Genomic DNA, 21,689 nt, shown 5'->3' with positions numbered 1-21,689 from the left:
ATCGTCTACTCGACATCACGCCGTGTGGAGCTGGTGACCCTTCCGGACGCCACCTGGATCGTCTACGACCAGTACCTGGGGCAATCGCTGAACCTGCTCAATCGCCTGTTCATCGAGGCCGGTGACCTGGAGCCGGCGATCATCTACTTTCACAAGGTCCTGGCAGAGCGGCTTGTCGAGGTGGGGCGCCTGGAGCAAGCGCTGCATTGTGCGGCGTTCTATGACGAGCACCGTGACCTCCTGCAACCACGCCGCCTCGACGAGCCCTGGCGTTTCCTCCTGACCGAGGTGCATGAAACCTTCCTGATGAGCCACGAGCTCGGCCATCGGCTCTACGACCAGGAAAACGCCCTGCCGGAAACACGGGAGCAGGTGGCCGAGCTGATCGCCGCTCAGATCACGTCCAAGCAGCGTTCGCTGGAGGACCAGGTGCGTGACCTGCGCAACGCCCCTGCGGCCGCCATCCATCATCGGGACGTAGAGGACGTCATCAACGACGTGCAGCAGCTGGCGCAAGCTCCGGACACCTTCATGGCCGCGCAACTGGCGTGCCTGGATGACCCGCAGACCTTCGAGGAAGTCTTCTGCGACATCTTCGCCGCGGACCTGGTGATGGCCGCCATGACCAGTGAAGGCGCGGATCCGATACAGGTACTCCGCGCGATCTACATCGGGTTCTATCACATACAGGCCCTGGAATACCTGAAGCGTTTCCCCCTGCTGGCCGGGAGCGAAACCGACTGGGCGACGGATATCGTGCCTCGTGTCCAGACTCGCGCCCACTGCCTGCAGGACCACCTGAAATTCCTTTACGGCGTCTACCTGCTCAGTAATGGGTCCGATGCGGCGGAACTGCCGGCGGCCACAGCCAGGCTGGGCATCGCCCTGTTCGAGGACCAGAAGCGCCATTACGAGTCGGTCTACGACGCGGCGATGAACCTGTGCGACAACCTGCGCAAGGATAACTGGATCGAGGAACTGGGCCAGGCCGCCATGGGTGAGCTGCACGACAGGATCGGCGAAGCCGGTGGAGACGCGATCACCGCAGACAGGCTCAAGCGACTGGTACTGGCAATGACCGGCTGGCTTGGCGACCCCGCGCCGGCCACACCACCCGCACCGGGAGCGGAAACAGAGTGACGGCTAGGGCGCGCTGCTGCGGCTGGGCGTATAGAACAGCGACGACAGCGCCCCCTCATGCTCCAGCAGCTGGATCTTCTTCTCGATCCCCCCGGCATACCCGGTCAGGCTGCCGTCGCGGCCGATCACCCGGTGGCAGGGGATGATGATGGAGATCGGGTTGTGCCCCACCGCCCCGCCAACCGCCTGGCTGGACATGCTCGGCAGGCCGCTGCGCGCGGCCACGGCCTTGGCGATCTCGCCGTAGGTGGTGGTACCGCCGTAGGGGATCTCGCAAAGCAGGGCCCACACGGCCTGGCGGAAGTCGCTGCCCAGCGGGGCCATGGGCAAATCGGCGATGGGGGGTTGTGCGCCGGCGAAGTATTGGTCGAGCCAGTGGCGCACCTGCTGGAAGAACGGCAGGTCGTCGCTCGGCTCCAGGGTCCCGGGGGCACTGCCGCCGAAGTACTTCTGGCCGACCATCCACAGGCCCAGCAGGTGGCTGTCGCTGGCGGCGAGCTGCAGGGTGCCGACGGGGGACTGGTAGAGGGTGGAGTAGTACATGGGGCGGTCCTGGGTCTGGGGGGAAGTCTTTACCATGAATCAAGCCGCAGCTGAAAGAGCGACACGGCCCTCGTAGGAGCGTGGCTTGCCCGCGAAGGACCGCGCAGCGGTCCCAAAAATGTCATTGTCAGCACCATTTTTGGGAGCGCTTCGCACTCCTTCGCGGGCAAGCCACGCTCCTACAACGAGTCCGCGTACATCAAAATATCCACCAACACCCGCCCCGGCCCGCTCAGTTCCACGCCGCGCCGCGTCACCACCTCATACGGCTCACTGCGCGACACCAGTTGCAACGGCAACTTCACCAGCATCCCATGCTCCACCGCCACCCGCGCCACATCCCAGGGCATCACCGCCAGCAACCCCGGGTCCTGGCGCAACAGCGACAAGGTGGTGAAGGTCGATGAAGTCTCGATCGGGTACTGCGGAAACCCCAGCCCCGCCTCGCGAAACTCCCGTTCCAGGGTCAGGCGCATCGGCATGTTCACCGGGAACACCACCCAGCGCGAATCCGCCAGTTGCGCCAGCTCCAGATGCTCACTGCCCGCCAGGGCATGGGCCGGGTTGGCCACCAGCACCAGTTGCTCCTGATGCTTGACCCGGCTGTCATAGGCATCCGGCCGGCGGCTGACGCTGGTCCGGCAGATCACCACGTCCAGCCGGCCCTGATCCAGCAGGCTGAGCAGGCGGTCGCTGGTGTCCTCGACCACCGTCACCGACAAATCCGGCTGTTCCTCGCGCAGCCGCGCCAGCCCGTCCACCAGCATCGGCACCGCGCCCATGATGGTGCCCACCGACAGCCGCCCGCCATGCCCCTGCATGATCCCGATCATCTCCTCGCGCAGGTGCGCCAGGTCAGTGCTGATCAACCGCGCATAACGCACCACGCAGCGCCCCAGGTCATTGGCCTCCAGGCCCTTGCTGGTGCGCTCGAAAAGCACCGCGCCAAGGGCCGATTCGATCTCGTTGAGGGCCTTGGTCGCCCCCGGCTGGGTGATCGACATGACCTCGGCGGCCTTGTGGATCGAGCCCAGTTCGTCGAGACAGATCAGCAGGCGCAGTTGCCGCATGCGAAGGCGCGAGGCCATGGAACTCAGGGGTGGCAGCACAGGGGATCACCAAAAGTTATCACGGAGTCAATAGCTGTCATTAGGCAGCATCGACCGGGAAATTTAAAGTGGCCCCATCGATCCTCCACAAGAACAATCAATCATGGAGCCGCCATGCGCCTGATCCAATTCGAAACCGCAACCGCAGGGCGCCACGTCGGCGTGGTCGAAGGCGACCTGATCCAGCCGGTGCGCGACACCACCCATATGCGTGAACTGGCCCTGGCCGCGATCCGCAACCAGCGCAGCCTGGCCGCCGAGGTCCTGGCCCGTGGCCTGGCCGACGTTACTGAAAGTTATTCCCTGGCCCTGGCCGAAGCCCGGGTGCTGCCGCCCCTTGATCATGAAGACCCGGCCCACTGCCTGATCAGCGGCACCGGCCTGACCCACCTGGGCAGTGCCTCGACCCGCGACAAGATGCACCAGCAGAAGATCGACGATGCCGCCGCCCTGACCGATACCGCGCGCATGTTCCAGTGGGGCATCGAGGGCGGTCGCCCGGCCGCCGGCAGCGTCGGTGCCCAGCCGGAGTGGTTCTACAAGGGCGACGGTTCCACCGTGGTGCGCCCGGGACAGGCGTTCCAGAGCCCTGCCTTCGCCGAAGATGCCGGCGAGGAGCCGGAACTGGCCGGCCTCTACGTGATCGGAGATGATGGCCAGCCCTACCGCCTGGGCTTCGCCATCGGCAACGAGTTTTCCGACCATGTGATGGAGCGTCGCAGCTACCTGTACCTGGCCCATTCGAAACTGCGCAACTGCGCCTACGGCCCGGAACTGCGGGTCGGCGAACTGCCGCGCCACCTCGAAGGCGTCAGCCGCATCCGCCGTGGCGACACGGTACTCTGGGAGAAACCCTTCCTCAGCGGCGAGGACAACATGTGCCACTCCCTGGAGAACCTCGAATACCACCACTTCAAGTACCCGCAATTCCTCCGGCCGGGCGACGTGCATATCCACTTCTTCGGCACCGCCACCCTGTCGTTCGCCGACCAGGTCAGGACCGCGCCGGGGGATGTGTTCGAGATCAGCCTGGCCGAGTTCGGCGCGCCGCTGCGCAATGCCGTGGGCCAGGCCGCCGAGCCGCTGGCACCGGGAGCCGTGAAACCGCTCTGAACCGATGGACCCGGCGCAGGGAGGCGCCCAACCGGCATTTCATAACAAACATAAGAGTGAGATGAGCATGAAGAACAGCCCTTACCCGGCGGCCCCCTCGCCCGCCCTCGCCAGCACCGATAGCGCACGTCCGACCAACGTGCGCTGGCGCATCTTCCTGATCCTGCTGTTGCTGGCGGCGATCAACTACATCGACCGCGCCTCGCTGTCGGTGGCCCTGCCGCTGATTTCCGCCGAGTTCGAACTGACCCCGGCCCTGGAAGGCCTGATCCTCAGCGCGTTCTTCTGGTCCTATGCGCTGATGCAGATCCCCAGCGGCATGCTCCTGGACCGTTTCCAGGTGCGCAATATCGTCGGCGTCGCCACCGTCGGCTGGGGTGCCTTCCAGGCCCTCGGCGGCTTCGCCCATAACTGGATCACCCTGCTGGTCACCCGCATCGGCCTGGGCGTGGCCGAGTCGCCGATCATGCCGGCCGGGGCCAAGCTCAACGGTTCATGGCTGACCCCCAACGAGCGTGGGCGCGGCGCTACCCTGGTGGACGGCGGCGCACCGCTGGGCACCGCCTTCGGCGCGATCATCATCGCCGGGCTGATCACCTGGTTCGACTCCTGGCGCATCGCCTTCGTGATTGCCGGCGTCGGCACCGTGGTGGTCGGCATCTGGGCCTGGTGGTACATCCGCAACCACCCGAGCGAACACCCGCTGGTGAACAAGGCCGAGCTGGACTACATCACCCAGGCCAACGACGCTGCGAGCAAGTCCAACGGCAACCGCAAGGCGGTGCTCAAGGAACTGCTGAAAAGCCGTTCGGTACTGTGCATGTTCGCCGGCTACGCCTGCTACAACAGCGTGTTCTACGGCCTGCTGACCTGGATGCCAAGCTACCTGCACCAGGCCCATAACCTCGACATCAAGGCCATGGGCGGGGCGACCTTCCTGATCTTCATGTGCGGATTCGTCGGCGAGCTGGTCGGCGGCTGGATTGCCGACAAATGGCGGACCAACGGCGGCCAGCCGAACACCGTGATGCGCAGCATGTTTGCCGGCTCCGCCGCCGTCGCCGCCCTGTGCATCCTGCTGGTGGCCTACACCCCGGACGCCGCGCTGGTGATCTCGCTGCTCTGCGTGGCCCTGTTCTTCATCCGCTGGTGCGGCATGTACTGGTGCCTGCCGGCCATCCTCGGCGGCAAGTCCAAGGCCGGCGTGCTGGGCGGCAGCATGAACTTCTGCGGCAACATGGTCGGGGTGATCGTACCGATCCTGATCGGCCTGATCGTGCAGTTCACCGGTTCCTATTTCCTGGCCCTGATCTTCTTCGTGGTCATGGCCTTCGGCCTGATGCTGTTCTCCGGCCTGATCGACTATCGCGAGCGTGGGCTGGCCTGAGCCCCCGCTGTTATCTGAGGTAACCGTCATGCAACTCATTACAACAACAGGCAGCGAACGCGCTGCCCTCGCCGTGATCCGACTCAACCCGCTGGACGACGTGCTGATCGCCCGCCAGCCACTGACCGAAGGCCTGGAACTGCCGGAGGGCATCCGCGTGCGCGAGCCGGTGCCGGCCGGGCACAAGATCGCCGCCCGGGATATCGCCGAGGGCGAGCCGCTGCGCCGCTACGGACAGATCATCGGTTTTGCCAGCCAGGCCATCGGTGTCGGCCAGCATGTGCATGTGCACAACGTGGCCATGGGCGACTTCAGCCGCGACTACGCCTTCGGCGTCGATGCCAAGGGCATCAAGGCACCGGTCGCGGATACCTTCATGGGCATCGTGCGCAGCGATGGCCGGGTGGCCACGCGCAACTACATCGGCATCCTCACCTCGGTGAACTGCTCGGCCACCGTGGCCCGGGCCATCGCCGACCATTTCCGCCGGGATATCCATCCCGAGGCGCTGGCCGACTACCCGAATGTCGACGGCGTGGTCGCCCTCACCCACGGCGTTGGCTGCGCCGTGGACCCGGGCGGCGAGGCCCTGGCGATGCTGCAGCGCACCCTTGGCGGCTATGCGGTGCACGCCAACTTCCACTCGGTGCTGATGATCGGCCTGGGCTGCGAGACCAACCAGATCCCCGACCTGCTCGCTGCGCAAGGCCTGGAAAGCTGCAACACCCTGCGCACCTTCACCATCCAGGGCACCGGCGGCACCTCGAAGACCATCGCCAGCGGTATCGCCCAGGTCCAGTCGCTGCTGGCCGAAGCCAATGCGGTGCAGCGTGAGCCGGTCAGCGTGCGCCACCTCACCGTCGGCCTGCAATGCGGCGGTTCCGATGGTTATTCCGGAATCACCGCCAACCCGGCGCTGGGCAATGCAGTGGACCGCCTGGTGGCTGCCGGCGGCACCGCGATCCTCTCGGAAACCCCGGAGATCTATGGCGCCGAGCACCTGCTGACCCGTCGCGCCGTGAACCAGGCCGTGGGTGAAAAACTCATCGCCCGTATCCAGTGGTGGGAAGCCTACTGCCAGCGCATGGGCGCCGAGCTGAACAACAACCCGTCCGCCGGCAACAAGGCCGGGGGCCTGACCACCATCCTGGAAAAATCCCTCGGCGCCGTGGCCAAGGCCGGTTCCAGCGACCTGGTGGATGTCTACGAATACGCCGAACCGGTGCGCGCCCATGGCCTGGTGTTCATGGACACCCCCGGCTACGACCCGATCTCGGCCACCGGCCAGGTCGCCGGCGGCGCCAACCTGATCGCCTTCACCACCGGACGCGGCTCGGCCTATGGCTGCGCGCCGTCGCCGTCGATCAAGCTGGCGACCAACACCCGCCTGTGGGAAACCCAGGAGGAAGACATGGACGTGAACTGCGGCGGCATCGCCGACGGCAGCATGACCATCGAAGAGCGCGGCGAGCATATCTACCGCCTGATGCTGGCAATCGCCTCGGGCGAGCGCAGCAAGAGCGAGCAGCACGGCTACGGGCAGAACGAGTTCGTGCCGTGGCAGATCGGCGCCATCACCTGATTTCTTAAGGGAGTACCCCATGATCCTCGGTCACAACTACATCGGCGGGCAGCGTTCGGCACGGGGCGATGTACGCCTGCACAGCCTCGACGCGGCCAGCGGCGAGGCCCTGCCGGGCGCATTCGTCCAGGCCACCGAAGCGGAAGTCGATGCGGCAGCACAGGCAGCAGCGGCGGCCTTCCCGGTCTATCGCACGCTTTCGCCGGAACAGCGTGCGCAGTTCCTCGACGCCATCGCCGACGAACTGGACGCCCTGGGCGATGACTTCGTCGCCACGGTCTGCCGCGAAACCGCCCTGCCCGCCGGGCGTATCCAGGGTGAGCGCGGGCGCACCAGCGGGCAGATGCGCCTGTTCGCCAAAGTACTGCGTCGTGGCGACTTCCTCGGTGCGCGGATCGATCGCGCCCTGCCGGATCGTCAGCCCCTGCCCCGGGTCGACCTGCGCCAGATGCGTATCGGCATCGGCCCGGTGGCGGTGTTCGGCGCCAGCAACTTCCCCCTGGCCTTCTCCACGGCGGGTGGCGATACCGCTGCCGCGCTGGCCGCTGGCTGCCCGGTGGTGGTCAAGGCCCACAGCGGGCATATGGCGACCGCCGAAGCGGTGGCTGACGCGATTGTCCGTGCCGCCGAACGCACCGGCATGCCGGCCGGAGTGTTCAACATGGTCTATGGCGGGGGTGTCGGCGAGTGGCTGGTCAAGCACCCGGCGATCCAGGCCGTGGGCTTTACCGGTTCGCTGCGCGGCGGCAATGCCCTGTGCCGCCTGGCTGCCGAGCGGCCGCAACCGATCCCGGTGTTCGCCGAGATGTCCAGCATCAACCCGGTGATCCTGTTGCCGCAGGCGCTGCAAGCCCGGGGCGAGACCATCGCCCGGGAACTGGCGGCGTCGGTGACCATGGGTTGCGGGCAGTTCTGTACCAATCCGGGGTTGATCATCGGTCAGCGTTCGCCAGCGTTTTCCGCGTTCGTCGAACAGCTCAAGGCGCAGATGGCCGACCAGCCGGCGCAGACCATGCTCAATCGCGGCACCCTGGCCAGCTATCGCAAGGGGCTGGAGCATCTGCACGGGCATCCGGGCGTGCGTCATCTGGCTGGAGCGGTGCAAGGCGACGGGCAAGCGCAACCGCAGCTGTTCGCAGCGGATGTGCGCATGTTGCTGGAAGGGGATGAACTGCTGCAGGAAGAGGTGTTCGGGCCGGCGACCGTGGTGATCGAGGTCGAGGACGCGGCGCAACTGCGGGCGGCGATCCAGGCCCTGCGCGGGCAACTGACGGCGACGCTGATCGGCGAGCAGGATGAGTTACTGGCCCATGCCTGGCTGGGTGAATTGTTGCAGGACAAGGTCGGACGGGTGCTGGTCAATGGCTATCCGACCGGGGTCGAGGTGTGCGATGCCATGGTGCATGGCGGGCCGTATCCGGCGACCTCGGATAGTCGCGGGACGTCGGTGGGGACGCTGGCGATCGACAGGTTCCTGCGGCCGGTGTGCTTCCAGAATTATCCGGATGCGCTGTTGCCAGAGGCGCTTAAGGACGGGAATCCGCTGGAGATAGTGCGACTGGTGGACGGGGTGTTCAGTCGGGAGCGTCTGGTCTGATGATGTTCTGTTGATCTTCAGGGCCCAATCGCTGGCAAGCCAGCTCCCACAGGTTCAGCGGTGCACACAATACCTGTGGGAGCTGGCTTGCCAGCGATGAGGCCCTGGAAGTCACCTCACTTCTTCGGCAGGACACTGCTCACAAGCTGCCTGGCCGTCTGCCGGATCACCCCCACCCCACCCGGATCCCCCTGCAACAATGCACCGGCGAACTGGCGGGCCTGCTTCAGGTTGATATGCGGCGGCAACGGCGGCACATCCGGGTCGGTGCGGAAGTCGATGACCACCGGCACATCGCTGGCCAGCGCCTGCTCCCAGGCCGGGGCCACGTCCTCCTCGCGCTCGACGCAGATCCCCTTCAGGCCAATGGAAATGGCGAACAGGTGATACGGCACATCGGGAATTTCCTGGCTCGCCACGAATTTCGGGTCACCCTCCATCACCCGCTGCTCCCAGGTCACCTGGTTCAGGTCCTGGTTGTTGAACACCGCACAGATCCAGCGCCCGTTACCCCACTGCCGCCAGTACTTGGCGACGGTGATCAGCTCGGCGAGGTTGTTCATCTGCATCGCCCCATCGCCCACCAGCGCGACCACGGTCTGCTCCGGATGGGCGAACTTGGCCGCAATCGCATAGGGCACCGCCGCCCCCATCGAGGCCAGCCCGCCGGACAGCGAGCAGCGCATGCCCGGACGAACCCGCAGGTCACGGGCAAACCAATTGGCGCAGGAGCCGGAGTCGCTGGTGACGATCGAGTGATCCGGCAGGCGCGGCGATAGCTCGTAGACCACCCGCTGCGGATTGATCGGATCTGCCTTGGCCAGGGCACGCTTTTCCAGCTTGCTGTCCCAGGCCTTGCGCCAGCCCTCGACCTTCTTGCGCCAGCGCCGCTCGGTCTTCTGCTCGATCAGCGGCAGCAGGGCGTCGAGGCTGTCGGCCGCATCACCGACCAGGTTGATTTCCATCGGATAACGCAGGCCGAGCATGTTCGGCGCGATATCGATCTGCACGCCCCGGGCCTGGCCTTCCTTGGGCAGGAACTCGGCATAGGGGAAGCCCGAGCCGATCATCAGCAAGGTGTCGCATTCGTTCATCAGCTTGAAGCTCGGCTCGGTGCCGAGCAGGCCGATGCAGCCGGTGACCCAGGGCAGATCGTCGGAGAGCACGGCCTTGCCCAGCAGCGCCTTGGCCACCCCGGCACCGAGCTTCTCCGCCAGTTGCCTGACCTGCTCGCTGGCGCCCAGGGCACCGGCGCCCACCAGGATGGCAACCTTGCTGCCTGCATTGAGCACTTTCGCCGCCGCGGCAAGATCATCCTCCCGCGGCAGCACCTGCGGACGGCTGTAGCCGACGCTGGAGTGCAGGGTGCCGTGGGCGCGGGCCGGCTCTTCGTAGGGCAGTTCCTGGAGGTCGTTGGGCAGGATCAGCGCCGTGACCTTGCGCTCGCCGACTGCCGTGCGCACAGCCCGGTCCAGCAGGTGACGCACCTGGGACGGCGCCGCAGCCTGCTGGACGAAGGCCCCGGCGACATCCTTGAACATCGAGACCAGATCGACTTCCTGCTGGTAATGCCCTCCCAATGCGGTACGAGCCTGCTGGCCGCAGATCGCCAGGACCGGCATATGGTCCATGCGCGCGTCGTAGAGGCCGGTGATCAGGTGCGAGGCACCGGGCCCGGAGGTGGCGATGCACACGCCCAGCTCGCCGGTGAACTTGGCGTGGGCGCTGGCCATGAACGCGGCCATTTCCTCGTGGCGGCACTGGACGAACTCGATCTTGCCGGAGCGGCGCAAGGCGCCGAACACGCCGTTGATGCCATCGCCGGGGTAGCCGAAGATGCGCTTCACGCCCCACTGGCTGAGCCGCTCCACGAGAAAGTCGCCTACGGTGCTGGACATGTGCTGCCTCCTTTATCGTTCGGGTCGGTAAAGGCTGGGACAGGACGCCCGGCACAGGTGTTCAGATTGATTGGTCGTTGCTGGCAACCCTGGCCCTTCAGGAACCACCCAGCAACCGCGCCAGGCTCCTGGCCAGCTCCACCCGCCGGAACGGTTTGCGCAGCACCTCGAAGTCATGCAACGCCTGCGGCGGCAGGTTGGCGTAGCCGGTGATGATCAACACCGGCAAGTCCGCCCGCGTCTGGCGCAGATCGCGGGCGAAGCGGCTGCCGGTTTCATCCGCCATGATCTGGTCGGTGACTAGGATATCCAGCGCCAGCCCTTCCTCGATCAGGCGCCGCGCCTGGACCGGTCCGTCCGCCTCGGTGACCTTGTAGCCCAGGTCGCGCAACTGCAAGGCGGTGGCATGCCGGACGATTTCCTCGTCATCCACCAGCAGCACGCGGTTCAGGCGCCGGGCCAGGGGCACCGTGTCACCGAACTCGTCCTGCCCCTCCTGCGCCACTTCGCCCACCGGCAGCCACAGCGTGACGTGCGTGCCGCGTCCCGGCCACGACTGGATCTCCATGCCGCCACCGGATTGCCCGGCCAGGCCCTGGACCATCGACAGGCCTAGCCCGGTGCCGCGGCCCATGCCCTTGGTGGAGAAAAACGGTTCGGCACAGCGGCGCAGCACATCGGCACTCATGCCACAGCCGCTGTCGCTGACCTTGAGCCACAACTGCGGACCCGCCACGCCCTCCGGCGGCTCGCCCCTCCCGGCCGCGATCAGCAGGCGCCCGCCCTGCGCCATGGCGTCGCGGGCATTGACCACCAGGTTGAGCACGGCCAGCTCGAGCTGATGAGGATCGACCACCACGGTGGGCAGGTCCTCAGCGACCTGCATGTCGATCTGGATGGTCGGCCCCAGGGAGTGGGCGATCAACTCGCTCATTTCCGCCATCAGGCTGGCCAGTGCCACGGTCTGTGGGGTCAGGGTCTGGCGCCGGGCGAAGCTGAGCAGGCGCCCGACCAGATTGCGTGCCCGCTCCGCCGCCTGCAGCGCGCCCTGGGTCAGGCGCGCGGTGCGCTGCTGGTCATCGGGGCGGCGCTGGATCAGTTCCAGCGACGTGATGATCGGGGTCAGCATGTTGTTGAAGTCGTGGGCAATGCCGCCGCTGAGCTGGCCGATCATTTCCATCTTGCGAGCTTCGTGCAATTCGACGATGGCCGCCTCGCGCTCGGCGATGATCGCGGCGACCCGTTCTTCGAGGCTTTCATTGAGCGCCAGCATTTCCGCGAAGGTCGCCTGCAGATGCGCCGAACTGGCCTGCAGGGCCCGTTGTGCACGAGCGTGGCTGATGGCATCCCAGGTCAGCCGGGCGCACTCCTCGATCAGCAGGCATTCATCCTCGCAGAGCACCCGCGGCCGGGCGAAGTCCACGCTGAGCATGGCTTCGAGCTTGCCGGCGCGCAGTACGGGCATCTGGACGCTGGCCGGTGGGGAACCTTGCAGGGCGTCTTCGACGCAGAACTGGTCTTCAACCGACATAGCGTCTTCAACCAGAAAGACCCCGGAGGCATTCACTTCCTGCCGGAGGCGCCCGCAGGCCAGGTCACGGATCGCCTCGGGATCCTCGAGCCCCCGCAGCGCGGCGCCCAATTCCAGAAGGAAGGCCTGGCGGCGCTGGAACTGCACCCGCCGGGTGGTTTCGGTGACGATGCACAACACTCCGCCCACCGCACCATCGCCCTCGCGCACGGCGGAATAGGACACATCGAACCAGGCAGTCTCGCCGACGCCGCTGCGCTCGATATAGAACGGTCGGTCCGAGGCGGAAAAGGTCTGCCCGGTCTCGCGCACGCCACGCAGCAGCGGCTCGAGATCGTCCCACAGCTCGCTCCAGTGCTCGACGGCAGGACGGCCCAGGGCGTGGGGATGCTTGGCGCCGATGGTCGGCGCATAGGCCTCGTTGTACAGGGCCACATACTGCGGCCCCCAGAACAGCACGATCTGCGCTTGGGCCGCAAGCAGGGTGCCCATGACCGTCTGCAGTCCCGGCGACCAGCCATGCGGCGGGCCCAGGGGCGAGTCCTGCCAGTCGAGGGCCTGCAGCAGACCGCTGATAGCGTCGCCATTGCCGAGAAAGTCCGGCGCCAGTGTTGTGCAACCGCGCAAAGGGTTGCCGTGGCTTGATTTCATCCTGGTAAGGCCCCGGCCGTGTTTCGTTGATCCAACCAATATGAAGTGCAGCGCAGGCGGATCGTTCCGCGAGGAACGACCGATGGCTGGAAAATTTGATTAGTTGCGAAAATTCCCGCGAATCAACGGATTAATGCTGCGCGATGGCGAGGGCCTGTCAGAAAACCGCGTTATGGCCACCAGGTGCATGCCGGGAGAGCTTCGGCGCCCTCAGGATCGAGCGCCGTGTGGACGGCGCTCGAGTTGCGGGTCAATCCCCCATCGGCATGGTGAACCTGAACTCGGTGCCCTTGCCCACCTCGCTCCTGGCCTCGATCCGCCCGCCATGGGCCTCGACGATCCCCTGGGTGATATACAGCCCCAGCCCGGTGCCGTTGGGGTTGCCCTCCTTCATCGTCCAGTAGCGCTCGAACACATGGGGCAACTGCTCCGCGGGAATGCCTTCGCCGTTGTCCTTGACGGTAAACACGATCTCGTTGCCGCCCAGCGCCGCATGCACCCCCACGGTGCCCAGGCGCGGAGTGAACTTGATGGCGTTGCCCACCAGGTTCGACAGCACCTGGAACAGACGCTCCGGGTCGGCGTGGATCTTCAGGTCCGGCTCGCTTTCGAAGGCGATGCTGATGTTCTTGTTCAACGCCAGCGGTGCCAGCAGGGCCTGGGTTTCCTCGAAGATCTGCCCGACATCCAGGGTCTTGGGGGAAATGCTGTAGCGCCCGGCGTCGATCTTCGAGGTGTCCAGCAGGTCGTCCAGCAGCGTGCTCATGCGCCCCGCCGCCTGCTGCATGGTGTCAATGGCCGTGGCGATGCGCCGCGAAGTGTGCGGGCCGTCGGAACTGAAGCTCTTCTGCATCATGCCGCAGAGCATGGAGATGACCGTCATCGGGTTGCGCAGATCGTGGGACACCACCGCCACCAGGTCATCGCGGGTACGCACCGCCTGCTGCTCGCGGCGCACCTGGCGCGCCAGGTCGTTTTCCAGGGCGGAACGGCGCAGGTCATTGGCGGCGAACAGGTCGCCATGGCTCCATTTGCGCGAGATCCCGGCCATTTCCACCTTCCAGATCTCGAAGGACGTGCGCGGACGCAAGCGCAGGCCGGTTTCGGAGCTCTCCAGGTCCAGTGGCTTTTTCGGGTCGCCACTCCAGTTGATACTCTCCTTCACTTCCGGGCGGAACCACAGCACGCCGTTGTCCACCGGCTTGGGCAGGCTCATGGCGAGCACCCCGCTGGCCACATGCTGGTAGGCCTTGGCAGGCGGATACACCGCGGACAGGTTGTGGCTGGCGAACACCGGCTCGCCGCCCTGCTGCAACCACTTGTGCAGGGCACGGATGTCCTCGGGTTCCGGACAGTTGCCGTAACGGTGCAGCTGTTTGTCCTCGATGATCGCGATGCCGGCGGCACCGGTCAGGGCCATCAGCACCTCGGGCTGACGGGCCAGGCCGTCGAAGACGTTCTGTGGCGAGTCGACCATGGCCTGGTTGAGCAGCGCCAGCGCCTCGACCTTCTCTTCGCGCTGGCGGCTGACTTCCAGCGCTTCCATGGCGCTGATCTGCAGCGACAGCACCTGGCCGATGGACTGGCAAGCCATGCGCAATTCATGGGGCACGTGCAACGGCTGGCGGTTGCCGCAGCTGATCAGGCCCCAAAGCTCGCCGTCCTTGAGCAGGGAAATGCTCATGGACGAGAGCACACCCATGTTCTTCATGTACTGGCAGTGGATCGGCGACACGCTGCGCAGGGTGGCGAAGGTCAGGTCCAGCGCTTCGCCGGTATCGGGCCGCAGCACGGGCACCAGCGGCACGGCCTGGTAATCGGCGTCGGGGATGATCCGCAGCCAGTTCTTGCGGTACAGCTCGCGGGCCTGCTGGGGGATATCCGAGGCCGGGAAGAACAGGCCGTTGAACAGTTCCATGGAGGGGGCGGACGCCTCGGCGATCACCTGGCCATGGCCCTCCTCCTCGAAGCGGTAGATCAGCACCCGGTCGTAGCCGGTCAGTGCCTGGATCTCGCGCACGCTGACGTCATACAGCGCCTGCAGGGTCGTCGCGCCCTGCAAACGCTGGAGCATGCGTCCAAGATTGGTCAGGTTGCCGGCGATGCTGCCGGGCTCGTAGTGACCGGCGTGCAGCTCGAGCTCGAGGATCAGCACGCCGTCATGGCGGTGCAGCAAACTATCGAAGGTCACGCCATTGAGCGCGACGGTCAGTGGCGACTCGTTGGACAGCACCGGCTGTTCCAGGGTTTTGCGCACGCTCGCGACGAGGTCCTGCCCCAGCAGGCCGTCCAGGGTCTGCCCGATCAGCGACTGGGGCGTGCGGCCAAGCAGGGTCTCGACGTTGGCGCTGATCTGGATGATCTCCAGGCCCGGTTCGGCCAGGGTCAACAGCAGGCCATGGGGCTGGATCGCCCCGGGAAAGCGGATCGGTTCGTTGGCGCAATTGGCCAACAGCGTTTCGAACGCCTCCTGATCTTCTGGGGTCATAGCAGTACCTCCCGGCTTTGCAGCCAGTGTTCGAAACAACGGAATGTATCTTGGGCTGCGCCAACCACGGCGTCACGCTCGGCCTCGGTCAGTGGCCGCGAGCACAGGTAATGAAGAAAGGCGCGCCAGCGGCGGCCGGTCTCTTCACCATAGACATCGAGAAAGGCCGCACCGTTTCCGGCATCCAGGCCAAGGCTCGCGAGGATCTGCCGGCGCAGGACCTGACCGCCGAGTGTCGCGCCTTCCAGTACGTAAAGCACACCCAGGCAGGCGGCGCTGGAGTCCAGGGGCGGCAAGTCCCGGCAACGCGGCAGGCGGGCGATGGCCTCGGCCGACAGGCCCATGGCCTGAAGGTCGCTGCGCAGGGTGGCAGACTTCAGGCGGGCTTGCAGATCGAAATCGGCGGGGAAACAAGGGCTGGTTCGCAGGGCGTCTTCCAGCGGCGCGTAGAAACCGTGATAAGCCTGCATCAGGTGCAGGAAAGCAGGGGCATCCAGGGAATCGGCGAAGAAAGGCAGGCGTTTTTCCAGTGCGATGTGCAGTTCGGCGGTGTGGGCACGCAATGCTTGCAGTACCGGCGCCGAAGCGACGTCGCAGGACGGTGATGGCATAGAAGGGGGGCTCGGGTGGCTGACCTCGTGACGGCCAATGACTATAAGTTGATCGATGGATCAGCGTACAAAATGGCCGAATTCCTACAAGGAATCAATGCGGACGAGGGTTTTTGTCCTCGGCATGGGCCTCATCGCCGGCAATGCCGGCTCTCACAGGATGCGTGCCAGGCCGAAGATCAGCGCATCGCCGCCAGCTTGATACCGAAGCCCACCAGGCAAGCACCTGCGAGGCGCTCGAACAGGTTGGAGATCCGCGGATTGGCACGCATGCGCTCGGCCAGTTGCTGGGTCAGCACCACGGCGATCAAGCCGTACAGGAAAGTCACCACCGCCACCGTGGCCGCCAGGAAACCAAAGGTGATCAGCCCCTGGTGCTTCACCGGATCGACGAACAACGGGAAGAACGCCATGTAGAACATGATCGCCTTGGGATTGAGCAAGGTGATCATCATGGTCTGGCGCAGGTAGTGACCGTTGTCCATGCGGCTCTTGCGCGGTTCGCCGCCGGGCTTGCTGAGCAGCATGCGCATGCCCAGGTAGGCGAGGTACGCCGCGCCGGCCCACTGCACCACATGGAAGGCCGCCGGATAGGCCGCCAGCAGCGTGGCCACCCCGGCCACCGCCAGCCACAGCAGCACTTGGTCACCCAGGATCACCCCGCAGGTCGCCGCCAGCCCGGCCTTGATCCCGCCCTTGCCGGTGGCGGTGATCAGGGCAAAGTTGCCGGGGCCAGGGATCGCCAGGACGATGATGAAGGCGATCACGAAGGCGCCATAGTCGGTCACGCCAAGCATGGGGAAGGTCTCCTGAGTCGGGTAGGAAAAATCTGACAGGTGGCTAGCCTAACCCAGACCCCGCACATTTGACTTGTACCATTTATGGCTTAGCCTTCTGGAATACCTGTACAAGAATTTAATCTTGTACAAGATTACCCGGGAGCCGTGGATGTCAGAGTACCTGGAAAGCTTTGCCGAGCGCTTCGCTACGCTGGATGCAGGCAATCTGCACAAGCTGAACGAGTTGTACAACGAGGACATCACCTTTCGCGACCCACTGCATCAGATCCACGGGCTGCCCGCCCTGCGCGAGTATTTCGCCGAGCTGTATGCCAATGTCCGGGATATCCGTTACGACTTCCACGATGCCAGCGAGACCCGCCCTGGCCACGGCTACCTGCGCTGGACCCTGCACTTTCGCCACCCGCGCCTGAACGGCGGCCACCCCATCGCCCTCGACGGCTGCAGCCATCTGCAATGGGACGAGCGCGTGCATTTCCACCAGGACTATTTCGACGCCGGTGCCCTGCTCTATGAACATGTGCCCGTGCTCGGCGGGCTGATCGGCTGGCTCAAGGGACGCCTGGCATGACCCGCTGCTGGCTGACCGGCGCCAGCAGCGGCATCGGTGCCGCCCTGGCCCGTTGCCTGCTGGAACAGGGCTGGCAGATGGTCCTCAGCGGTCGCCGCCGCGAACCGCTGGAACAGCTACGCGAGCGTTATCCGACCCAGGTGGTGCTGGCCGTTGGCGATATCGCTGAACGCAGCGATGTCGCGGCCATCGGCCAGGTCATCGAAGACACCTGGGGCGCCCTTGACCTGGCAATCCTCAACGCCGGCACCTGCGAGTACCTGGAGCCAGGCCGGTTCGACGCCGCCCTGGTGGAGCGGGTGATGCGCACCAACCTGCTGGGCCTCGCCCTGTGCCTGGAGGTGGCCCTGCCGCTGTTGCAACGCGGCCAGCGCCCGCACCTGGTGGTGACCGGCAGCTCGGTGGACTGGCTGGCCCTGCCCCGCGCCGGAGCCTATGGTGCGTCCAAGGCCGCCGTGCGCTACCTGGTGGAATCCCTGCGGATCGACCTGATCAGCGCCGGGATCGACGTCACCCTGGTCAGCCCCGGCTTCGTCGACACCCCGCTGACCCGGCGCAACGACTTCCCCATGCCCCAGATCTGGAGCGCCGAACGGGCCGCCACGTATATCGCCCGGCGCCTGCCCCGACGACCGCTGGCAATCAGTTTCCCCACCCTTTTCATCCTGGTGCTGCGCCTGCTCGGCGCGCTGCCGGGGCGCTGGCGCCTGAAACTGGGCCAGCGCATGGCCCGACCCGAACAGGACTGAAGCCACCATGCGCATCGCCATCATCGGCAGCGGTATCGCCGGCCTCACCTGTGCCCACCTGCTCTCGCGCCATCACGAGATCAGCGTGTTCGAGGCCGCCGACTGGATCGGCGGCCACACCCATACCGTCGACGTGCAGTGCCAGGGCCGCCGCTATGCGGTGGACACCGGTTTCATCGTGTTCAACGACTGGACCTACCCCAACTTCATCCGCCTGCTCGACCAGCTCGGCGTGCCTTCGCGGCCCACCGAGATGAGCTTCTCGGTACACGACCCGGCCAGCGGCCTGGAGTACAACGGCCATGACCTGGACAGCCTCTTCGCCCAGCGCAGCAACCTGCTGTCGCCGGGGTTCTGGGGCATGTTGCGGGACATCCTGCGCTTCAACCGCCAGGCCCTGGCCGACCTCGATGGCCAACGCATCGACCCGGCCACCACCCTGGGTGACTACCTGCGCCAGCACGGTTACGGACGACGCTTTATCGACCACTACATCGTGCCCATGGGTTCGGCAATCTGGTCGATGTCGCTGGCGGACATGCTCGGTTTTCCGCTGCAGTTCTTCGTGCGCTTCTGCCGCAACCACGGTCTGCTGTCGGTCAGCCACCGGCCGCAGTGGCGGGTGATCGAGGGCGGCTCGCGCAGTTATGTGGAGCCGCTGTGCCGCAGCTTCATCGGGCGCATTCGCCTGAATTGCCCGGTCCATCAGGTCACCCGCGACGACAGCGGCGTGACGGTCGCCAGCGCCAGCGGTAGCGAGCACTTCGACAAGGTGGTCTTCGCCTGTCACAGCAACCAGGCGCTGGCCCTGCTCGACGCCCCCAGCGAGGCCGAACGGCAGATCCTCGGCGCCATCCGTTACGCCGGCAACGAGGTGGTGCTGCACACCGACACCCGCCTGCTGCCGACCCGGCGCAAGGCCTGGGCCAGCTGGAACTACCGCCTCGGCGGCCCGAGCCAGGCGCCGGCGGCGCTGACCTACGATATGAACATCCTGCAGGGCATCGAGGCGCCGCAGACCTTCTGCGTCAGCCTCAACCAGACCGACCTGATCGACCCGCAGACGATCCTCGCCCGCTTCGACTACGCCCATCCGCAATACAGCCTGGCCGCGCTGGCAGCCCAGGCGCGGCGCAGCGAGATCCAGGGTCCGCGCCACAGCTATTACTGCGGCGCCTACTGGGCCAACGGCTTCCATGAAGACGGCGTGGTCAGCGCCTTGCAGGTCGCCGAACTGTTTGGAGAGCGCTTGTGAACAGCAGCCTGTGTCACGGCTGGGTCAGCCATCGGCGCCTGGGGCCCCGGCTGCATGCGTTTCGCTACCGGATCGGGATGTTGCTGGTCAATCTGGACGAGCAAGACGCCTTGCTCAAGCTGTCGCCGTGGCTCGGGCCATCCCGTTTCGCGCCCCTCAGCTGGCGTGAACGCGATTACCTGCCGAGCCTGACCCACCAGGGCGTGCCCCTGGCCGAGGCGGCGCGGCGACTGGTGGAACAGGCCAGCGGGCAGATCCCGGCAGGCCCCGTGCACCTGCTGACCCAGCCGCGTTGCTGGGGGTTGTCGTTCAATCCGGTAAGTTTCTACTTCTGTCACGGCGCGGACGGGCAACTGGCGGCGATCCTCCTGGAAGTGCGCAATACGCCCTGGCGCGAGCGCTACCACTATGTACTGCCGGTGCAGCCGGGACAGCCGCAGCGCTTCGCCCTGGCCAAGGCCTTCCATGTCTCGCCGTTCATGCCGCTGGACATGGACTACCGCCTGGATTTCCGTCTCGAAGGCGAACGCCTGCGCATCCATATGGAGAACTGGCGCGCCGGCCAGCGGGTGTTCGACGCTGACCTGGCCCTGAACTGCCAGCCCCTGGACCGCCCTGCCCTGCACCGGCATATCCGTCGATTCCCATGGATGAGCCTGCGCACCGTAAGCGCCATCTACTGGCAAGCCCTGCGCCTGCTGTGCAAACGCACGCCCATCCATGACCACCACGCCAGCCAGGGCAACCTGGGTCTTGGCCACGCCATCCACGAGGAGCCCGACCATGTCCAATCCCACCCTGAGCGTTAGCAAGTCGGCCGGGCTGGCGCCCCTCCTGGGCAGCCTGGCCCGGCGTGCGGTAACGGCGCAATTGCAGCGCCTGCGCCAGGGCCATCTGCGCCTGCTGTATCAGGGCCAACAATGGAGCTTCGGCGATGCCGCCTCGCCCCTGCAGGCCGAAGTCGAAGTCCTCGACGAAGCGGCCTGGGGCCTGGTGGCCGGCAACGGTTCGATCGGCGCGGGCGAAGGCTATATCCATGGCTACTGGCGCAGCCCGGACCTGGCCGCGGTGACCCGCCTGTTCGTCGCCAACCTCGACGTGCTCGATGGTCTGGAGGGCGGCCTGGCGCGCTTCGGGCGCCCGGCGCTGCGCCTGTTGCATCGTCTCAACCGCAACGATCGGCGCGGTTCGCGGCGCAATATCCTGGCCCACTACGACCTCGGCAACACCCTCTTCGAGCGCCTGCTCGACCCGACCATGATGTATTCGGCGGCGCAATTCGAAAGCCCGGAACAGAGCCTCGAGCAGGCCCAGCTAAACAAGCTCCAGCGCATCTGCGAAAGGCTCCGGCTCAGGCCCGAGGATCACCTGCTGGAAATCGGCACCGGCTGGGGCAGCCTGGCGATCCACGCCGCCAGCCGTTTCGGCTGCCGGGTGACCACCACCACGCTGTCCGAGGCGCAGTACACCCACACCCTGCAACGGGTCCGCGACCTTGGCCTGGAGCAGCGCATCAGCGTGCTGCGCGAGGACTACCGTGACCTGCGCGGGCGCTTCGACAAGCTGGTCTCCATCGAAATGATCGAAGCGGTCGGCCACCGCTACCTGCCGGACTACTTCCGCCAGTGCGGCGCCCTGCTCAAGGACGACGGCCTGATGCTGCTGCAGGCCATCACCATCCGCGATCAACGCTATGCCCAGGCGCGGCGTTCGGTGGACTTTATCCAGCGCTACATCTTCCCCGGCGGCGCCCTGCCCTCGCTCAGCGTGCTGCTGGACACCGCCAGCCGCCAGACCGGGCTGAACCTGGTGCAGATGGAGGACTTCGGCCAGGACTACGCGCGCACCCTGCGGTACTGGCGCGACAACCTGCAGCGTTCCCGGGTGGCGCTGGCCGAGTTGGGGTATGACGAAGCCTTCCAGCGCTTGTGGGAGTTCTACCTGTGTTACTGCCAGGGTGGCTTCGAGGAGCGGGCGATTGGTGTGGCGCAATTGCTGTGGGCCGCGCCGCTGGCGGGTCGGGCGCCGTTGGAGGCCTGAGATGTCGCGGCGGGCGTGGCTGGTCGGCAACGCCCTGTGGCTGCAGGCCGGGTGGTGGGGTTGTGTGCTCGGCGCCCGGCATTCGTGGCTGTTATGGGCGGTCGGGGTTGGGTTGATCGTGCATCTGCGGTTTTGCCCGGATTGGCGGGCGGAAGTGCGGGTGGTGCTTGGGGTCGGGCTGGCGGGCTGCGTGCTCGACTCGCTGCTCGGCGTTTTCGGAGTATTCGACTTTGCGCCGCTGCCAATCTGGCTGGCGCTGCTCTGGCTGGTGCTGGCCAGCGGGTTGCGGCATAGCCTGGGCTGGATGCGCACGCCGGTCTGGCTGGGGGTGGTGGGTGGAATGATCGGCGGGCCTTTGGCTTATCTGGCGGGGGCTCGGCTGGCGGGAGTCGGGTTGCCGTTGGGGAGCTTGGGGACGGTACTGGTGCTGGCGCCGCTTTGGGGGCTGTGGTTTCCGATTTGCCTTCGTTGGGCGCAGCCCCATGCCCATTGATGGTGAGGCCACTACCGCTATCGCTGGCAAGCCAGCTCCCACAGGTTCTGTGCCAGGCTCAAGGTCCGAGGTGATCCCTGACCCATATCGGCACTGGCACACCACCATTCCTGAAGGCTGCGGTGAACCTG

19 protein-coding genes are annotated in these 21,689 nt (G+C 66.0%); 11 read left to right on the top strand and 8 right to left on the bottom strand.

The features are described 5' to 3' along the window. Nucleotides 1–15: 15 nt before the first annotated feature. Entirely contained in the window at nucleotides 16–207 is a 192-nt protein-coding gene (locus AC2CQI_RS01895; RefSeq protein WP_484580568.1) for a hypothetical protein, read from the bottom strand. A gap of 99 nt (nucleotides 208–306) precedes the next feature. Between AC2CQI_RS01895 and AC2CQI_RS01890 the strand changes: the two genes are divergently transcribed. Then, on the top strand, nucleotides 307–1,140 hold the full coding sequence (locus AC2CQI_RS01890; RefSeq protein WP_372239139.1) for a hypothetical protein: 834 nt from the start codon (nucleotides 307–309) through the stop codon (nucleotides 1,138–1,140). A 3-nt stretch (nucleotides 1,141–1,143) separates the two neighbouring features. Here AC2CQI_RS01890 and AC2CQI_RS01885 read toward each other — a convergent pair whose 3' ends face one another. Together AC2CQI_RS01885 and AC2CQI_RS01880 are read right to left on the bottom strand one after the other, a co-directional pair. Then, complete coding sequence (locus AC2CQI_RS01885) at nucleotides 1,144–1,683, bottom strand: methylated-DNA--[protein]-cysteine S-methyltransferase (protein WP_484578954.1); 540 nt, start codon at nucleotides 1,681–1,683, stop codon at nucleotides 1,144–1,146. A gap of 179 nt (nucleotides 1,684–1,862) precedes the next feature. Then, nucleotides 1,863–2,771 carry a LysR family transcriptional regulator gene (locus AC2CQI_RS01880; protein ID WP_484578953.1) on the bottom strand — a complete coding sequence of 303 codons (909 nt, stop codon included), beginning with the start codon at nucleotides 2,769–2,771 and terminating at the stop codon, nucleotides 1,863–1,865. A gap of 135 nt (nucleotides 2,772–2,906) precedes the next feature. Between AC2CQI_RS01880 and araD1 the strand changes: the two genes are divergently transcribed. From araD1 to AC2CQI_RS01860, 4 genes are all read left to right on the top strand, one after another. Continuing rightward, on the top strand, nucleotides 2,907–3,905 hold the full coding sequence (gene araD1 / locus AC2CQI_RS01875; RefSeq protein WP_075805391.1) for an AraD1 family protein: 999 nt from the start codon (nucleotides 2,907–2,909) through the stop codon (nucleotides 3,903–3,905). Between the two features lie 67 nt (nucleotides 3,906–3,972). Then, on the top strand, nucleotides 3,973–5,292 hold the full coding sequence (locus AC2CQI_RS01870) for an MFS transporter (protein WP_178392046.1): 1,320 nt from the start codon (nucleotides 3,973–3,975) through the stop codon (nucleotides 5,290–5,292). A 28-nt stretch (nucleotides 5,293–5,320) separates the two neighbouring features. Further along, nucleotides 5,321–6,874, top strand: coding sequence for a UxaA family hydrolase (locus tag AC2CQI_RS01865; protein ID WP_484578952.1), 1,554 nt, complete (start codon nucleotides 5,321–5,323; stop codon nucleotides 6,872–6,874). A gap of 19 nt (nucleotides 6,875–6,893) precedes the next feature. Next, nucleotides 6,894–8,471: an aldehyde dehydrogenase (NADP(+)) gene (locus AC2CQI_RS01860; RefSeq protein WP_484578951.1), complete on the top strand. Its 1,578-nt coding sequence runs from the start codon at nucleotides 6,894–6,896 to the stop codon at nucleotides 8,469–8,471. 116 nt (nucleotides 8,472–8,587) lie between these two features. On the opposite strand, the gene AC2CQI_RS01855 is transcribed toward AC2CQI_RS01860, so the two are convergent. The 5 genes from AC2CQI_RS01855 to AC2CQI_RS01835 all read right to left on the bottom strand — a co-directional run bounded on the left by AC2CQI_RS01855 (nucleotide 8,588) and on the right by AC2CQI_RS01835 (nucleotide 16,447). Further along, nucleotides 8,588–10,369, bottom strand: coding sequence for a thiamine pyrophosphate-requiring protein (locus tag AC2CQI_RS01855; protein ID WP_484578950.1), 1,782 nt, complete (start codon nucleotides 10,367–10,369; stop codon nucleotides 8,588–8,590). 97 nt (nucleotides 10,370–10,466) lie between these two features. Next, the gene (locus AC2CQI_RS01850) at nucleotides 10,467–12,551 is read right to left on the bottom strand and encodes an ATP-binding protein (protein ID WP_484578949.1); all 2,085 of its coding nucleotides are present in this window, start codon (nucleotides 12,549–12,551) and stop codon (nucleotides 10,467–10,469) included. A 250-nt stretch (nucleotides 12,552–12,801) separates the two neighbouring features. Next, nucleotides 12,802–15,039: an ATP-binding protein gene (locus AC2CQI_RS01845; protein ID WP_484578948.1), complete on the bottom strand. Its 2,238-nt coding sequence runs from the start codon at nucleotides 15,037–15,039 to the stop codon at nucleotides 12,802–12,804. Beyond that, nucleotides 15,036–15,650: a biliverdin-producing heme oxygenase gene (locus AC2CQI_RS01840; RefSeq protein WP_075805384.1), complete on the bottom strand. Its 615-nt coding sequence runs from the start codon at nucleotides 15,648–15,650 to the stop codon at nucleotides 15,036–15,038. Before AC2CQI_RS01840 ends, AC2CQI_RS01845 begins: the two co-directional genes overlap by 4 nt. 179 nt (nucleotides 15,651–15,829) lie before the next feature. Further along, nucleotides 15,830–16,447: a LysE family transporter gene (locus AC2CQI_RS01835; RefSeq protein ID WP_009406505.1), complete on the bottom strand. Its 618-nt coding sequence runs from the start codon at nucleotides 16,445–16,447 to the stop codon at nucleotides 15,830–15,832. Between the two features lie 151 nt (nucleotides 16,448–16,598). Here AC2CQI_RS01835 and AC2CQI_RS01830 point away from each other — a divergent pair, with 151 nt between their 5' ends. The 6 genes from AC2CQI_RS01830 to AC2CQI_RS01805 are packed head-to-tail and all read left to right on the top strand — an operon-like array spanning nucleotide 16,599 to nucleotide 21,558. Continuing rightward, on the top strand, nucleotides 16,599–17,021 hold the full coding sequence (locus AC2CQI_RS01830; RefSeq protein WP_075805382.1) for a nuclear transport factor 2 family protein: 423 nt from the start codon (nucleotides 16,599–16,601) through the stop codon (nucleotides 17,019–17,021). After that, nucleotides 17,018–17,770, top strand: a complete 753-nt coding sequence (locus AC2CQI_RS01825; RefSeq protein WP_484578947.1) for an SDR family NAD(P)-dependent oxidoreductase — start codon at nucleotides 17,018–17,020, stop codon at nucleotides 17,768–17,770. Before AC2CQI_RS01830 ends, AC2CQI_RS01825 begins: the two co-directional genes overlap by 4 nt. A 7-nt stretch (nucleotides 17,771–17,777) precedes the next feature. After that, nucleotides 17,778–19,025: an NAD(P)/FAD-dependent oxidoreductase gene (locus AC2CQI_RS01820; RefSeq protein WP_484578946.1), complete on the top strand. Its 1,248-nt coding sequence runs from the start codon at nucleotides 17,778–17,780 to the stop codon at nucleotides 19,023–19,025. Further along, nucleotides 19,022–19,834, top strand: coding sequence for a DUF1365 domain-containing protein (locus AC2CQI_RS01815; RefSeq protein ID WP_484578945.1), 813 nt, complete (start codon nucleotides 19,022–19,024; stop codon nucleotides 19,832–19,834). Before AC2CQI_RS01820 ends, AC2CQI_RS01815 begins: the two co-directional genes overlap by 4 nt. After that, nucleotides 19,809–21,065 carry a class I SAM-dependent methyltransferase gene (locus tag AC2CQI_RS01810; protein WP_484578944.1) on the top strand — a complete coding sequence of 419 codons (1,257 nt, stop codon included), beginning with the start codon at nucleotides 19,809–19,811 and terminating at the stop codon, nucleotides 21,063–21,065. The genes AC2CQI_RS01815 and AC2CQI_RS01810 overlap by 26 nt, the downstream gene beginning before the upstream one ends. A 1-nt stretch (nucleotide 21,066) precedes the next feature. After that, nucleotides 21,067–21,558 (top strand): DUF2878 domain-containing protein, encoded by a 492-nt coding sequence (locus AC2CQI_RS01805; protein ID WP_484578943.1) that lies wholly within the window; start codon nucleotides 21,067–21,069, stop codon nucleotides 21,556–21,558. Nucleotides 21,559–21,689: the final 131 nt, after the last annotated feature.

The organism is Pseudomonas sp. P2S-1 (assembly GCF_057197725.1).
Note: the sequence above shows the minus strand (reverse complement) of the source record. Positions and strands in the feature narration are given on the sequence as shown.